The sequence below is a fragment of the Parvibaculum sp. genome, from assembly GCF_030694575.1.
Taxonomy (GTDB): domain Bacteria; phylum Pseudomonadota; class Alphaproteobacteria; order Parvibaculales; family Parvibaculaceae; genus Parvibaculum.
This window is the reverse complement of sequence record NZ_JAUYUS010000056.1, coordinates 1-14,404: the sequence shown is the minus strand read 5'-3', so window position 1 is coordinate 14,404 and position 14,404 is coordinate 1. Positions and strand designations below refer to the sequence as shown.

18 protein-coding genes and 1 pseudogene are annotated in these 14,404 nt (G+C 63.8%); 7 read left to right on the top strand and 12 right to left on the bottom strand.

Annotated features, from left to right (window positions below):
• A pseudogene (locus Q8S60_RS08425) lies at positions 1 to 116 on the bottom strand (inorganic pyrophosphatase); the annotation flags it as partial.
• Positions 117 to 1,349: an argininosuccinate synthase gene (locus Q8S60_RS08420; protein ID WP_305668478.1), complete on the bottom strand. Its 1,233-nt coding sequence runs from the start codon at positions 1,347 to 1,349 to the stop codon at positions 117 to 119.
• Positions 1,350 to 1,530: 181 nt separating this feature from the next.
• On the opposite strand from Q8S60_RS08420, the gene Q8S60_RS08415 reads away from it, so the two are divergent.
• The gene (locus Q8S60_RS08415) at positions 1,531 to 2,118 is read left to right on the top strand and encodes a 2-hydroxychromene-2-carboxylate isomerase (protein WP_305274767.1); all 588 of its coding nucleotides are present in this window, start codon (positions 1,531 to 1,533) and stop codon (positions 2,116 to 2,118) included.
• Between the two features lies 1 nt (position 2,119).
• Here the strand turns inward: Q8S60_RS08415 and Q8S60_RS08410 are convergent, their stop codons facing one another.
• From Q8S60_RS08410 to Q8S60_RS08395, 4 genes are all read right to left on the bottom strand, one after another.
• Entirely contained in the window at positions 2,120 to 2,446 is a 327-nt protein-coding gene (locus tag Q8S60_RS08410; protein WP_305274766.1) for an antibiotic biosynthesis monooxygenase, read from the bottom strand.
• A gap of 3 nt (positions 2,447 to 2,449) precedes the next feature.
• A complete protein-coding gene (locus Q8S60_RS08405; RefSeq protein ID WP_305274765.1) occupies positions 2,450 to 2,899 on the bottom strand; it encodes a hypothetical protein in 450 nt (149 codons plus the stop codon).
• On the bottom strand, positions 2,896 to 4,083 hold the full coding sequence (gene rlmN / locus Q8S60_RS08400) for a 23S rRNA (adenine(2503)-C(2))-methyltransferase RlmN (protein ID WP_305274764.1): 1,188 nt from the start codon (positions 4,081 to 4,083) through the stop codon (positions 2,896 to 2,898). The genes Q8S60_RS08405 and rlmN overlap by 4 nt, the downstream gene beginning before the upstream one ends.
• 143 nt (positions 4,084 to 4,226) lie before the next feature.
• The gene (locus Q8S60_RS08395) at positions 4,227 to 4,790 is read right to left on the bottom strand and encodes a hypothetical protein (RefSeq protein WP_305274763.1); all 564 of its coding nucleotides are present in this window, start codon (positions 4,788 to 4,790) and stop codon (positions 4,227 to 4,229) included.
• Positions 4,791 to 5,073: 283 nt separating this feature from the next.
• Between Q8S60_RS08395 and Q8S60_RS08390 the strand changes: the two genes are divergently transcribed.
• The 3 genes from Q8S60_RS08390 (at position 5,074) to Q8S60_RS08380 (ending at position 8,263) form a co-directional block, all read left to right on the top strand.
• On the top strand, positions 5,074 to 6,078 hold the full coding sequence (locus Q8S60_RS08390) for an NADPH:quinone oxidoreductase family protein (protein WP_305274762.1): 1,005 nt from the start codon (positions 5,074 to 5,076) through the stop codon (positions 6,076 to 6,078).
• A gap of 185 nt (positions 6,079 to 6,263) precedes the next feature.
• Positions 6,264 to 6,986 (top strand): GDSL-type esterase/lipase family protein, encoded by a 723-nt coding sequence (locus Q8S60_RS08385; RefSeq protein ID WP_305274761.1) that lies wholly within the window; start codon positions 6,264 to 6,266, stop codon positions 6,984 to 6,986.
• Between the two features lie 50 nt (positions 6,987 to 7,036).
• Positions 7,037 to 8,263 carry a serine hydrolase domain-containing protein gene (locus tag Q8S60_RS08380; RefSeq protein WP_305274760.1) on the top strand — a complete coding sequence of 409 codons (1,227 nt, stop codon included), beginning with the start codon at positions 7,037 to 7,039 and terminating at the stop codon, positions 8,261 to 8,263.
• On the opposite strand, the gene Q8S60_RS08375 is transcribed toward Q8S60_RS08380, so the two are convergent.
• The gene (locus Q8S60_RS08375) at positions 8,227 to 8,838 is read right to left on the bottom strand and encodes a pyridoxamine 5'-phosphate oxidase family protein (RefSeq protein ID WP_305274759.1); all 612 of its coding nucleotides are present in this window, start codon (positions 8,836 to 8,838) and stop codon (positions 8,227 to 8,229) included. The two genes, Q8S60_RS08380 and Q8S60_RS08375, sit on opposite strands and share 37 nt — an antisense overlap.
• Before the next feature lie 26 nt (positions 8,839 to 8,864).
• Positions 8,865 to 9,200: a YkvA family protein gene (locus Q8S60_RS08370; protein WP_370867239.1), complete on the bottom strand. Its 336-nt coding sequence runs from the start codon at positions 9,198 to 9,200 to the stop codon at positions 8,865 to 8,867.
• Positions 9,201 to 9,531: 331 nt separating this feature from the next.
• On the opposite strand from Q8S60_RS08370, the gene Q8S60_RS08365 reads away from it, so the two are divergent.
• The gene (locus tag Q8S60_RS08365) at positions 9,532 to 10,314 is read left to right on the top strand and encodes an SDR family NAD(P)-dependent oxidoreductase (RefSeq protein WP_305668477.1); all 783 of its coding nucleotides are present in this window, start codon (positions 9,532 to 9,534) and stop codon (positions 10,312 to 10,314) included.
• Between the two features lie 72 nt (positions 10,315 to 10,386).
• Here the strand turns inward: Q8S60_RS08365 and Q8S60_RS08360 are convergent, their stop codons facing one another.
• Complete coding sequence (locus Q8S60_RS08360) at positions 10,387 to 10,716, bottom strand: 4a-hydroxytetrahydrobiopterin dehydratase (RefSeq protein ID WP_305274756.1); 330 nt, start codon at positions 10,714 to 10,716, stop codon at positions 10,387 to 10,389.
• A 70-nt stretch (positions 10,717 to 10,786) separates the two neighbouring features.
• Here Q8S60_RS08360 and Q8S60_RS08355 point away from each other — a divergent pair, with 70 nt between their 5' ends.
• Positions 10,787 to 11,206: a metallopeptidase family protein gene (locus Q8S60_RS08355; protein WP_305274755.1), complete on the top strand. Its 420-nt coding sequence runs from the start codon at positions 10,787 to 10,789 to the stop codon at positions 11,204 to 11,206.
• Between the two features lie 76 nt (positions 11,207 to 11,282).
• Here Q8S60_RS08355 and thpR read toward each other — a convergent pair whose 3' ends face one another.
• From thpR to Q8S60_RS08340, 3 genes are all read right to left on the bottom strand, one after another.
• Positions 11,283 to 11,834 (bottom strand): RNA 2',3'-cyclic phosphodiesterase, encoded by a 552-nt coding sequence (gene thpR / locus Q8S60_RS08350; protein WP_305274754.1) that lies wholly within the window; start codon positions 11,832 to 11,834, stop codon positions 11,283 to 11,285.
• Positions 11,835 to 11,982: 148 nt separating this feature from the next.
• Complete coding sequence (locus tag Q8S60_RS08345) at positions 11,983 to 13,023, bottom strand: NADP(H)-dependent aldo-keto reductase (RefSeq protein ID WP_305274801.1); 1,041 nt, start codon at positions 13,021 to 13,023, stop codon at positions 11,983 to 11,985.
• A 233-nt stretch (positions 13,024 to 13,256) separates the two neighbouring features.
• A complete protein-coding gene (locus tag Q8S60_RS08340) occupies positions 13,257 to 13,937 on the bottom strand; it encodes an arylesterase (protein WP_305274753.1) in 681 nt (226 codons plus the stop codon).
• A 54-nt stretch (positions 13,938 to 13,991) separates the two neighbouring features.
• Between Q8S60_RS08340 and Q8S60_RS08335 the strand changes: the two genes are divergently transcribed.
• The coding region (locus Q8S60_RS08335) for an ABC transporter ATP-binding protein (protein WP_305668476.1) at positions 13,992 to 14,404 on the top strand (413 nt) is incomplete at its 3' end.

Sequence of the window (14,404 nt, the reverse complement as noted above, 5' to 3'; positions counted from 1 at the left end):
GTGCCGGATTCCTTGTCCATCTCGTATTTCACCGGATGGCCGCCATGCGGCACCTCGACGATCACGTTGATGTCGTCGGGCGGGTTCTTGCCGATCGGAATGGCGTCGATACGCATTTACTTTTTGGTCCTGTTGTTGCGGCCCGCGAGAAGGCGGAGGCGGAGCGCGTTGAGGCGGATGAAGCCCGCTGCGTCCTTCTGGTCGTAGGCGCCGGCATCTTCCTCGAATGTGACATGCGCCATCGAGTAAAGCGAATAAGGCGAGGAGCGGCCGACGACGGTCGCCATGCCCTTGTAGAGTTTCAGGCGCACGCTGCCGGTTACCATTTCCTGGCTCTTGTCGATCAGCGCCTGCAGCATCTCGCGCTCCGGGCTCCACCAGAAGCCGTTATAGATGAGCTCCGCATAGCGCGGCATCAGCTCGTCCTTTAGATGCGCCGCGCCGCGGTCGAGCGTGATCGACTCCATGGCGCGATGCGCGACGAGGAGCACGGTGCCGCCCGGCGTCTCGTAGACGCCGCGCGATTTCATGCCGACGAAACGGTTTTCGACGAGGTCGAGCCGGCCGATGCCGTTCGCACCGCCAAGCTCGTTCAGCCTGGTCAGCAGCGTCGCCGGGCTCATCTTCACGCCGTCGATGGAAACGGCGTCGCCCTTCTCGAAGCCGACTTCGACATAGGTCGGCGTGTCGGGCGCGTCTTCAGGGCGTACGCTGCGGCTGTAAACATATTCCGGCGCTTCCTCGGCCGGGTCTTCCAGTACTTTTCCTTCGGCGGAAATATGCAGCAGGTTCGCGTCGACCGAGAAGGGCGCCTCGCCGCGCTTGTCCTTGGCGATCGGGATCTGGTGCTTCTCGGCGAATTCGATCAGCTTCGTGCGCGAGGTCAGGTCCCATTCGCGCCACGGCGCGATGATCTTGATTTCGGGGTTCTGCGCCGCATAGCCGACTTCGAAGCGGACCTGGTCGTTGCCCTTGCCGGTCGAGCCGTGGCAGACCGCGTCGGCGCCGGTCGCGCGGGCGATCTCGATCTGGCGCTTGGCGATCAGCGGCCGGGCGATCGAGGTGCCGAGCAGGTAGACGCCTTCGTAAAGCGCATTGGCGCGAAACATCGGGAAGACGAAATCGCGCACGAATTCCTCGCGCAGGTCCTCGATGTAGATTTCCTTCACGCCGAGCATCTCGGCCTTCTTGCGCGCCGGCTCCAGTTCCTCGCCCTGGCCCAGGTCGGCGGTGAAGGTCACCACCTCGCAGCCATAGGTCTCCTGCAGCCATTTCAGGATGACCGAGGTGTCGAGCCCGCCCGAATAGGCAAGCACCACCTTCTTCACGTCTTTTGTCGCGCCGCTCATCTCATCACCTTCCGGATCGATTTCGCGGCGCATAATAGGGAATTCGGCCAAGGCGGCAAGGGCGGCTCCGGCGGCGGCGAAAAAGCCGCAAAAGGGCTTGCGTGGAAAGGGTTTGAATGGCTCTCGCCAGCCTTGCCCGCTTGCGGCATCCTGCGAGCCGCATAGTGGCAGGGGAGGTCCCATGAAAGTCGAGTTCTGGTACGAGTTCGCGAGCACCTATTCCTATCCGGCGGCGATGCGCGCGGCGCGCGAGGCCGGGGCGGCGGGGGTCGATCTCGTCTGGCGGCCCTTCCTGCTCGGGCCGATTTTCGGCGCGCAGGGCTGGAACGACAGCCCCTTCAACATCTATCCCGCCAAGGGCCGCTACATGTGGCGCGACATGGCGCGCATCTGCGAGGCCGAAGGGCTCACCCTCGAAAAGCCGGCAATCTTTCCGCAGAACGGGCTCCGCGCCGCGCGGCTCGCGGTTCTCGGCGCGGATGAAGACTGGATGCCGGAATTCTCGCGCCGCGTCTATCTCGCGAATTTCGCGGAAGGGAAGGACATTTCCGACCGCGCGGTGCTGAGCGCGATCCTCACCTCCCTCGATCTCGACGCGGCGGCGCTCATCGAACAGGCCAACGAGCAGCCGGCCAAGGACAAGCTGCGCGCGCAAAATGAGGAAGCGGTCGCCAAGGGTATTTTCGGCGCGCCGAGCTTCGTTGTCGGCGGCGAACTTTTCTGGGGCAACGACCGCATGGAAGAGGCTTTCGCCTGGGCGAAGCGATAGATCAGCGAAACCTCTCGGGCAGGTCCGCTTCCGGAATCAGCAGATCGTCCGTGATGTCGAGCCAGATTTCCTCGACGAGTTCCGCCTTGCCCTCGCGCTGCGGAATGGCGCGGCTCGGGTCCTTCGAATAATCGGCGAAGGCCTTGTCGCGCGCTTCTTTCGAGGGCCAGCGCGCATAGGCGACGAAGTCGCCGTTCTCCGCGCGGTGCAGCCGCGAACCGCCGCCGCCATGATCGCGCATGATGTCCTCGGTGATTTCGTGCCAGCGCCGAGCGAAGTAGTCCTCGTCTCCGGGCGCGACCTTCCAGCGATAGATGGCGGCTTTCATGGCCTATGCCTCGTTAAGCGGGCCCACTTTCATCGCGCGAGCAAGTGTCCAGTAAGTTCCGCCTGCGACAACGCCGGCAATGGTGCAGATCAGATCAACTGAGTACTGGCTTTGAGACATCACCCAGGAACTTAGCGCGTCGAACAATCGACTGGATATCAATCCCGTTGCGCCGCCGCCAAGCAAATACCACTGGACGCGGTTGAGCCTTGCGAGGTGCGCAATTGCCAAGAGAACAAGGGCAAACGGACTTGCGGCGATGAAGACTGCCAAAGTGGAATATCCCACTACCGTGAATGGTTCCTCGATTCCCATCATGTCCAACCTTAGCCCGTAGACATGAACGAGATAGGCGAAGTTTGCGATCCACAGGATGGTAGCTGCGATCAGGCAGGCGGCAACGTAGGCGAGTACTCCTTGAGTGAATTTCACTACACCAAGTGTTGGTCTCACGCGTCAGCCCTTGCTTCCTTGAACCGCTCGCTTGCGCGCGCCTTCACCGTCTCGCTCTTCAATTGTCCGCAGGCCGCCATGATGTCGCGGCCGCGCGGCGTGCGCACCGGGCTCGCATAGCCCGCGCGGTTCACGACGTCGGCGAATTTCTCGATCTGCTCCCAGTCGGAACATTCGTAAGGCGAGCCCGGCCAGGGATTGAAGGGGATCAGGTTGATCTTCGCCGGTATGTGCTTCAGCAGCCGCACCAGCGCCTTCGCGTCTTCGAGCGAATCGTTCACGCCTTTCAGCATCACATATTCAAACGTGATGCGCCGCGCATTGGAGACGCCGGGATAATTGCGGCAGGCTTCCAGCAATTCGGCAATCGGATATTTCTTGTTCAAGGGCACGAGCTTGTTGCGTGTCTCGTCGTCCACGGCGTGAAGCGAGATCGCGAGCATGCAGTCGATCTCGTCGCCCGCGCGCTCGATCATCGGCACGACGCCGGAGGTCGACAGCGTGATGCGCCGCTTCGACAGCGACAATCCCTCGCCGTCCGAAACGACTTCCAGCGCGTCGCGCACATTCTCGAAATTGTAGAGCGGCTCGCCCATGCCCATCATCACGATATTGGTGATGAGGCGATCCTCGGAGTTCCGCCCGCCATCCGGCCATTCGCCCAGCGCGTCGCGCGCGACGAGAATCTGCCCGACGATTTCCCCGGCGGTGAGATTGCGCACCAGCTTCTGCGTGCCGGTGTGGCAGAAGGTGCAGGTCAGCGTGCAGCCGACCTGCGAGGAGACGCAAAGCGTGCCGCGTCCTTCTTCCGGAATATAGACGGTCTCGACTTCCGGTCCCGGTACACCCGGAATGCCGCTCGGCAGCCTGAGCAGCCATTTCCGCGTGCCGTCCACGGATTTCTGTTCGGTCACGATTTCGAGCCGCGAAATGTCGAAGGCTTCCGCCAGCTTCCCGCGCAGCTCCTTCGACAGCGTCGTCATGCGCTCGAAATCGGTGAAGCCGCGATTGTAGAGCCCGTTCCATATCTGCCCGGCGCGCATGCGGAGCTGGTTGTCCGGCAGGCCGAATTGCTTCAGCGCCTCCATCAGCAGCGGCCGCGTCAGCCCGGCGAGATGCGGGCGCGCGGAAGCGTCCGCCGTCGCGGTCGCATTCCTCTCATGCGCAATGTCGATGCTCGCCATGGTCCGGTCTCGTTCGGGTCGCTCAAACGGATTTCGCCGCCCTTGCCCTGCGGCAAGACGGCTCAAAGCCCGCTTCTCATATCATATAGTGTGCGATCCTCGCCAATCGGCAGGATTTCCGCGGTTCCCGGCGACCCAAGCGCCTATTTGCAGGTGTCGTCGATCTTCTTCAAGGCCGCGCCGGAACCCTTCAGCGAATAGGTGTCGGTGGTCAGCGTGTCGCGGGCCGACGTGCCCTTGATTTCCATGGAGCTGCCGGATTTCAGCGCCTGCACCATCTTGCCCTCTTCGGAGGGATTTTCGAGCCAGGCCCAATACTGGTGCTCGCCGCCTTCCTTGACGCCGTTGAACATCTGGAAGCGGTCGTTGCCGATGGTGGCGAAGGGGCGGCTGGTCGATTTGAAGGGATAGCCGATCCGCATGCTCACTTCGTTCCTGGTGTTGCGCGCGGGGCGGTGGGTCACCATGAAGTAGACGTCGCCCCGGCTCGCGCCCGCGGGCTGCGATTTCACCGGCGTCGACATCGCGTAACACATGCGGTCGTTGCCGGAGCCGTAGCTATAGGCCGACCAGTCGTCATACTTGCCGAGCAGCTTCGGAGCTTCCTGTGCGCTTGCGGTCGCGGCAAGGCCGGCGATCCCGAAAGAGAGGGCCAGTGCGGCAATGGCGGTTGTGAGGGCTTTGGCGTGAAGCGGGCGTCTCGGCATGATCTCCAACTCGTATGCTCCGATAGGGGCTGTCCGGGGACCCCCCGGAGAATCTGGCGCTGACCTTAGCTGCCCCGGACGGCGATTTCCAGATGCGGGGGCCGGAAAGCTCCGTATTTTCCGGTGGCTGGGCGGGCCGGGGGCAATCCGGAAATTCCCCGATTCATGTGGCGGAACCAAGGCGGCTCAAGGTCCGCCCGCGCCAATCTGGCGAATACCGGGGCGCTCGTGCTAAGGGAGAGGCAGCGATATTTCAGAAAACGGCCAAACGAGGGAGACGACCATGAAAGCTGTTCTGTGCAAGGAATATGGACCGCCCGAGAGCCTCGTCATCGAAGAGGTGCCGACGCCCGAGCCGAAGAAGGGCGAAGTGCTGCTTGAGGTCCACGCGGCGGCGGTCAATTTCCCCGACGTGCTCATCATCGAGAACAAATACCAGTTCAAGCCGCCGCTGCCCTTCTCGCCGGGGGGCGAGGTCTCGGGCATCGTCCGCAAGGTCGGCGAGGGCGTCGACAAGGTGAAGGTCGGCGACCGCGTCATCGGCTCGTGCGGCTGGGGCGGCTTCGCGGAGGAGATCGCGCTCGATCAGGCCCGCGTTACGCCGATCCCGGACGAAATGGATTACGTCACCGCCTCCGCCTTCCTCATGACCTATGGCACGTCCCATCACGCGCTGAAGGACCGCGCCCATCTGAAGCCGGGCGAAACGCTTCTCGTGCTGGGTGCCGCGGGCGGCGTCGGCCTCGCCGCCGTCGAGCTCGGCAAGGCGATGGGTGCGCGCGTCATCGCGGCCGCGTCCTCGGAAGACAAGCTTGCCGTCTGCAAGGAGCATGGCGCCGACGAGACGCTGCTTTATCCCGCGGGCGCGCTCGACAAGGATGCGCAGAAGGCCCTTACCGACAAGATCAAGGAACTGACGGGCGGCAACGGCGCCGATGTCGTCTACGATCCCGTCGGCGGCGATTATTCGGAACCGGCGCTCCGTGCCACCAATTGGGAAGGCCGTTTCCTCGTGGTCGGTTTCGCCGCCGGCCCGATCCCGAAAATCCCGCTCAATCTCGCGCTCCTCAAGGGCTGCCAGATCGTCGGTGTTTTCTGGGGCGCCTTCACGGGCCGCGAGCCGAAGCGCCATCAGGAAAATCTCAAGGAACTGATGTCATGGTTCAAGGCGGGCAAGCTCCGTCCGCATGTCTCGCGCACCTACAAATTCGAGGAAGCCGCGCAGGCACTGAACGACATGGCCGCCCGAAAGGTCAAAGGCAAGATCGTCATCGTGCCGTCGCGGTAGAAGCGAAGGGGAAAACCCGTCATTGCGAGCGCAGCGAAGCAACCCAGAAAGCGCCAAGGTAAGGTCTGGATTGCTTCGTCGCGGAGCCTGTCCTCGGGATCGCCAGAGGCGATGCCCGTGGGCTCCTCGCAATGATGATGTGGGGGGCGACGGAAGATGGGAAGCAGAGTGACGGGGACGCATAAATGAGGCGCGGGCTGGTGGCGTTGGGCGCGGTGTTCGGCGCGGCCATACTCGCGCTTTTCGCCTTCCTCATCTATGTGCTGCTGGCCTCGGGCGATCCGAAATACTGGGAAGGCGAGATTGCGGCCTTCGAGCGTCTCGACGTTTCCAATCCGCCGCCGGCCGATGCCGTTCTTTTCGTCGGCGGCCGCGACTTGCGCCTGTGGTCCTCGCTGCCGGCGGACATGGCGCCCATCCCCGTCATCCAGCGCGGCTTCGGCGGCGCGCAGATCCCCCACATCAATCACTACCGCGCGCGGATCATTCTGCCTTACCGGCCGCGCGCCATTCTCGTCATGGCGGGCGATGCCGATCTGGCCGACGTGCGCGGGCGGCGGCCCGAGGATGTGCTCGACGATTTCCGCACGCTTGCGCTCTCGCTGCGCGCGGAGGGCGAGGATGCGCCCATCTATTTCATCTCGCTGCGTCCCTCGCCCGCGCGCGACGAGCGCTGGTACGGCGCGCAGCGCGCCAATGCGCTGATCGCGGATTATGTGCGCCACGAGCGCGGCATGTATTTCCTCGACGTGACGGCGAAGATGCTCGATGAAAACGGCAATATCCGCGGCGACCTATATCGCTGGGACGGGCTCACGCTCAACGAGCGGGGCTATGCGGTTCTCGCGGAGACGATAAAGCCCGTCCTCATCGAAGCGGGCTATGGCGGCCTGCGGTCGAGCCGCTAGGTCCACAGGTTTTAATTCCAGAGACAAAACAAAATTCAGGGAGACGGCAAATGGCGGAGACGCTTTCGAGGGAGACAAAGGCGGGCAGGGTAGAAGGTTCCTACGATCCGAAGTTCAAGCCCGTCGTCGATGCCTTCATCGAGAATTGCGAAACGCGCGGCGAGGTCGGCGCCAATGTCGCGATCACGCTCGAGGGCAAAACCGTCGTCGACATCTGGGGCGGCCGGAAGGCGCCGGAGGGCGAGGCCTGGGACAGGGATACCGTCTCCATCGTCTTCTCCTGCACCAAGGGCGCGACGGCGCTCTGCGCGCATATGCTGGCCGACCGAAGCAAGCTCGATCTCGACGCGAAGGTCGCCGCCTACTGGCCCGAATATGCGAAGAACGGCAAGGAAGAGACCACCGTCTCCATGATGCTCGATCATTCGGCCGGGCAGCCGCATGTCCGCACGAAGCTCAAGGATGGCGGCTACTACGACTACGGCTACATGGTGAAGCTGCTCGAGGAGGAGGAGCCGTTCTGGAAGCCGGGCATCCGCAACGGCTATCACGGCGTCACCTTCGCCTGGACGGTCGGCGAGGTTGTCCATCGCGCGGCCGGCAAGCGCCTCGGCGCTTTCTTCCGCGACGAGGTGGCGAAGCCGCTCGGCCTCGATTTCTGGATCGGACTGCCGGAAGAGATCGAGCCGCGCGTCGCGCCGATGATTTTCGCGGAACCGGACCCGGCGGCCGCGAATTCGAAATTCACGCAGGCACTGATGACCGATCCGTCGAGCCCGGCGCATCTCTTCCTGCTCAATGGCGGCAATGCGAATTTCAATTCGCGCGAGTGCCATGCCTCCGAAATCGGTTCGGCGAACGGCATCACCAACGGACGCGGTCTTGCGGGCATGTATCAGCCGCTCGCCAATGGCGGCGGCAAGCTCGTCGGCAAGGACACGCTCGCCCGCATGGGCCGTGTCGCGATGGCGACGCATGAAGACGCGACGCTTCTCATCCCGTCGCGTTTCGCGCTCGGCTACATGAAGTCGATGGACAACCGCAACCTGCCGAACGAACCGAATTCGAGCTGCATCATGGGCGACGCCGCTTTCGGCCATGTCGGCATGGGCGGCTCGCTCGGCTTTGCCGATCCCGACTGCGCCATGAGCTTCGGCTACAACATGAACCGCATGGGCTCCGGCATCCTGCTCAACGATCGCGGCCAGGCGCTGGTCGATGCGGCCTACCGTTCGCTCGGCTACCGCTCCAATGCGTCGGGCGTCTGGGCCTTGTAGGCGGCCAGTTCGGCTTCCAGGGCGTCGACTTTCGCCTGCAGATGCGCAAGCGCGCCCTGGACGTCCTCCGCGTCGAATTTCTGCGGGATGTGGCTCGCGCAATTGGTGTCGAGCGCGGTCACGCGAAAGATGATGGCCTGCAGCGGCCTTGCGCGGTAGCCCTCCGGCATCAGCGTCGCGATCGTCGCCTTGTCGTCGCTCACCGATGCGTGCCCCCAGATTTTCACGCGCGACCGCGTCGCGTAGTCCATCAGGAAAATATAGGCGCGGTCGTTGTCGGCGAGGTTGCCGCTGGTGATGTACTGGTGATTGCCGGTGTAGTCGGCGAAGGCGAGCGTCTTCTCGTCGAGCACCCGCAGGAAGCCCTTCGGTCCGCCGCGATGCTGGATATAGGGCTGGCCTTCCGCGTTCGCCGTCGCAAGGTAGAAGGAATTGCGCTCCGCGATGAAGGCGGCGATATCCGCGTCGATCCTGTCGCGGAAATCCCGGTCCTCGTAGTGGCTGCGGCTGCCGCGTCTTTCCTGCAGCGCCTTCACCGTCGGCGTGAAGGCGACGTCGCTCGCACGATCCGTCATGAGGTTCTCCCTTCCGGGCGATATGATTACTTTTCGCCGGCCGCCGGCGGCAGTCCCAGCGCCTCGCGCGCGGCCTTCCTGTGGCGCGGCTTCATGTGGCTGGAGACGAGCCCCAGCGCCGCCATCAGCACGGTCGCGTCGTCGGTGAAGCCGAACACGGCCACGAAATCGGGGATGAAGTCGGCGGGCATCACGAAATAGGCCAGCGCCGCCAGCAGCGTCGCCTTCACCCGCATCGGCGTTTCGGGGTCGCGCGCGCAGTACCAGGCGGCGGCGGCTTCCTCGGCGAAGGGGATTTTTCCGGCCACGCGCGTCATCTTCTTCCAGAAGCCCTCGCGCACGGTCTCCTCGTTGCGCGCCATGACGGCGGGCAACTGGTATTTCGGGTCCTGCAGTTCGATCTCCGCGCCTTCCGTGCCCGGATTTCCGTGTGAAGAGGACACAAGTCCCTCCCTGCTTCGCCGCCCCCGCAGCCCTGCCAAGATGGGGCGGTTTTCGGCCGCTTGCAAGGCGAGGCGGACGTTGCGTAAATCCCCGGTCCATGCAAATAGCCCGCGCGGCAACGATTTTTGGCTCGCGCTTTGCCGTCCGAATTTGTTAAATCGGCGCCAATCGGGCGCCCCAAGGCGCCCGCAATCTCAGGAAACGCGGGACCGTCCTTCAGACAAGGTCCGGCAGAGAAGGGACTGACGAATGAAACTCGACAGCAGCATCAGCGCCATCATCACCGGCGGCGCCTCGGGCCTCGGCGCGGCGACGGCGCGCGCGCTTGCGAAGCAGGGCGTGAAGATCGGCATTTTCGATCTCCAGGAAGACAAGGGCGAGGCGCTGGCGAAGGAACTCGGCGGCGTCTTCGCGAAAGTGAACGTCACCGACGAAGCGAGCGTCGATGCGGGCTTCGAAAAGGTCCGCGCCGCCATCGGCCAGGAGCGCATCCTGGTCAACTGCGCCGGCACCGGTAATGCGGTCAAGACCGCGAGCCGCAACAAGGAGACGGGCAAGCCGGAACACTTCCCGCTCGACAAGTTCAACCTCATCATCCAGATCAACCTCGTCGGCACCTTCCGCTGCATCGCGAAGTCGGCCGCCGGCATGCTCACCCTCGATCCGCTCGCCGATGGCGATCGCGGCGCGATCGTGAACACGGGCTCCGTCGCCGCGCAGGACGGCCAGATCGGCCAGGCGGCCTATTCGGCCTCCAAGGCCGGCGTCGTCGGCATGACGCTCCCGATCGCGCGCGACCTCAGCCGCGAAGGCATCCGCGTCAATACGATCCTGCCGGGCATCTTCGACACGCCGCTGCTCGCCGGCGCGCCGGAGAAGGTTCGCCAGGCGCTCGGCGCGCAGGTGCCGTTCCCGGCCCGTCTCGGCAATCCGGACGAGTACGCCTCGCTCGCCTGCGAGATGATCCGCAACGGCTACTTCAACGGCGAAACCGTCCGTCTCGACGGCGCGATCCGCATGGCGCCGCGCTAAGCGACAGCCGCGCTTGAATCGGAAAGCCCCGGTGGAAACACCGGGGCTTTTTCTTTGTCTTTGTTTCTTCTCTTATTTCTTTTGGGCCTTTCCGGCCTTGCCCGCCCATTTGTCCATCAGCGCGGCGAGCGTCACATCCTTTTCGCTCAACCCGCCTGCGTCATGCGTGGTCAGGATCACGTCGAGGCGGTTATAGACATTCGCCCATTCGGGATGGTGGTCCATCTTTTCGGCGACCAGCGCCACGCGGCTCATGAAGCCGAACGCCTCGTTGAAATCCTTGAACCGGAACGCCTTCTCGATGGCGTCGCGGCCCTTCACCTTGCTCCAGCCCTTCAGTCCCGCCAGTGCCTTGTCGCGCGCCTTGCCCGTCAGCTTCTGGCTTGCAGGTTTTTCGCTCATCGCCGTCTCCCGGTCCCGTGAAGGTTTGCGGCCCGAGCCTCGCCCGCTTATGGTTTGCGCGCAAGAGAGCATGAGGAAAAAGATGAACTGGAACGGCGTGCGCGCGCCCTCGCTGGCGGATTTCGAACGATTGGCGGACGAGGCCTTCGCGCGCCTGCCGGAAGCTTTCCGCGCGCGCTGCGAAGGGCTCGTCATCCGCATCGAGGATTTCCCGGACGACGAGGTCGCCGCCGAAATGGAGCTCGAAAGCCCGTTCGACCTGCTCGGCCTCTATCAGGGCATCTCCCATGTCGACCGCTCGGTGTCGGAGCCGGCGCATATGCCGGACATGGTCTTTCTCTATCGCCGTCCGATGCTCGACTACTGGGCCGAATATGACGAGCCGCTCGAAGGCCTCATTACCCATGTCCTCATCCACGAGATCGGCCACCACATGGGCCTCTCCGACGACGACATGCACGCGATCGAGGAAGCGGCGGGACTGGAGTAGAAAATCAGACTCGTCTTTCCACCCTCCCCTGGGGGGAGGGTGGGAAGAGAGCACACACCCGTTGCAATGCCCGCCGCTACTCTTCCTCCACCCACTCGAAATCCGGATAGCGCTTCTCGATCACGTAAGGGCCGCCGCCTGTGCTCGCCTTGGCGGAGAAGAGCGTGAACTGCTCGACCTCGAAGCGGGGCGCGGCGAAGAGATTGTTCGCGGCGATATAGCGATAGGCTTCCTCGGTGCTCACATGCGAGAGCCGCGCCACCGTCACATGCGGCGTGTAGTTCCGCGTCTCGGGCGCAAGGCCCACGCGCCGCATCGCGCTTTCGTGGCGTCCCTGCAACACGCGCAAGGGCTCCGACATCTTCACGCCCGCCCAGAGCGTGTGCGGCCGCTTGCCGCCGAATTCGCCGACGCCTTCGAGTTCCACATCGAAAGGCTCCATCGGAATGTCCGCCAGCGCCTCGTCGATATCGGCGGCGACATTCTCCGGCACATCGCCCATGAAACGCAGCGTGATGTGAAAATCCGCCCGCTCGATCCAGCGCGCGCCCTCCAGCCCCTGCTGCAACCGCGCGAGCTTCTCCGCCGCCTCGTCGGGAATCTCCAGAGCTGTGAACAGGCGGATCATGGGGGCTACTCTGTTTCTTCGTCCGTCATTGCGAGGAGGCCGCAGGCCGACGAAGCAATCCAGGGGCCGCACCCTCCGGGGATGCCGCCCTGGATTGCCGCGGCGCCTTCGGCGCCTCGCAATGACGATAGAGAAAACAAGCCTGCCCTCAAGGCGCCGGGTTCGGCTGCGAGAGATGCACCGCGTCGATGTCCTTCTCCAGCTCCTCCGTCCATTTCACGTCCACGCTCGTCACCGCAAGCTTCAACTGTTCCATCGTCGTCGCGCCGATGATGTTGGAGGTGACGAAGGGCCGCGTCGTCGCAAACTGGTTCGCCATCTGCGCGGGATCGAGCCCGTGCTTCTTCGCCACAGCGAGATAGGCGTCGATGGCGCGGTCCGCCTGCGGCGATTCATAGCGCTGCAGCCGGTTGAACAGCGCCTTGCGCGAGCCTTCGGGCAGCGCGCCGTTCTGATATTTGCCGGTGAGATAGCCCTGCGCCAGCGGCGAATAGGCGAGAAGCCCCACGCCGTCGCGATGCGCGATTTCCGAGCCGCCAAGCTCGAAGGTCCGGTTCAGCAGGTTGTAGGCGTTCTGGATCGACTGCACACGCGGCAGGCCCTTGGTCTTCGCGTGATGCAGAAAGGTCATCGTGCCCCAGGGCGTCTCGTTCGACAGGCCGATGAAGCGCACCTTGCCCGACTTCACGATCTCCTGCAGCGTTTCGAGAATTTCGCCGATCGGGTGGCACTCGCCTTCGATGTGCTTGTAGCCGAGCCCGCCGAAAAGATTGATCGGCCGGTCCGGCCAGTGAAGCTGGTAGAGGTCGATATAATCCGTCTGCAGACGTTTCAGGCTCTTGTCCACGGCCTCGCGCAATTGCGCCGGGCTCTGCTCGGTGCCCGCGCCGTCGTCGCGCAGCCAGTTCATCGGGCTCCGTCCCGCCACCTTGGTCGCGAGGATCACCTTGTCGCGGTTCTTGCGCGCCTTGAACCAGCTCCCGATGATCTTCTCGGTCGCCCCTTGCGTGTCCGGCCTCGGCGGCACGGCATACATTTCCGACGTATCGAAAAAATTCACGCCCTTGCCGAGCGCATAGTCCATCTGCTCGTGGCCTTGCGCTTCCGTGTTCTGCTGGCCCCAGGTCATGGTGCCGAGACAGATCGAACTCACTTTCAGCCCCGTGCGGCCAAGCTCGCGATATTCCATGAAGTTCCCCCTTGCGGCGCGGATATTGTCAATTCCGCCTTCGATATGTGTCATGCCGTTCTTCAAAACATATATGTCATCCCGGCGAAAGCCGGGACCCATTGGTTCCCTCGGCAAGAACGATTGTGCCGGGCCTCATTCGCACATTCCGCTCGTGGAAGAAAACATCAGGATAAAGGTGGATTGGGTCCCGGCTTTCGCCGGGATGACAGCTGATTTTATATTCACCCCCCTCACTTCCCCGCGCTCTTCCTCTCCTCCGCTGCCGCGATCAGTTCCTCCACCTTCGGCAGGATGCGCGTGACGATGATGGCGACGCCCTCCGCCGTCGGGTGGATGCCGTCGCGCAGGTTGAGCCTGCGGTCGCCCGCCACGCCGTCGAGAAAGAAGGGATAGAAGATCAGCTCTTCCGTCTCGGCCAGTTCGGGATAGATCGGATTGAATTCGGCGCCGTAGTCGCTGCCGAGATTGGGCGGCGCCAGCATGCCGGCGAGCAATATGGGCAGGCCGCGCTCCTTCAGCCGCGTCACGATCTCGGTCAGGTTCTTGCGTGCCAGGCCGGGGTCGATGCCGCGCAGCGCGTCGTTCGCGCCCAGCTCCACGATCACCGCATCCGCCTCCGGCCCCACCGCCCAGTCGAGCCGCGCAAGGCCGCCCGAGCTCGTGTCGCCCGAGACGCCGGCATTCACCACCTTCACATTCTCGTGACCGGCTTCCTTCAGCGCCCGCTCGAGCTGCTCGGGAAAACCTTCGTCCGGACCCAGCAGATAGCCCGCCGTCAGGCTGTCGCCGAGCGCCACGATGGTGATCTCCTTCTTCGCGAAGGCCCCCGCCAGCGGTGTCGCGGCAAGCATCAGCGCAAGCACGGCGCTCGCGAAAAGCTTGCAAACAGGGGCCGGAAGGCCATATCGCATGTGTACCTGCCTTTTTTCAGTCCAGCCCCCACATCCCGCGAAGGCCAAAGCGCTTTGCCTCAGAACATCATCGAACTCGACGGCGTCAAGCTCACCCTGCCGAGCGCGGCAGGTCCGGTCAACATTCTCAGGGGGATCGATCTTGCGATCGGCGCGGGCGAGGCCGCCGGGCTCGTCGGCCCGTCGGGGTCCGGCAAATCCACCCTTCTCATGGTGCTTGCGGGGCTTGAGCGTCCAAGCTCGGGCCGCATCCGTTCGGCGGGGCAGGATCTCACCGGCCTCGGCGAAGACGCGCTGGCGCGCTTCCGCCGCGATCATATAGGCATCGTCTTCCAGTCCTTCCACCTCATCCCGACCATGACCGCGCTGGAGAATGTCGCGATCCCGCTGGAATTCGCCGGCCGGGGCGATGCCTTCGCGCGGGCGGAGGAAGAGCTTCGCCTGGTCGGCCTCGGCCACCGGCTCAC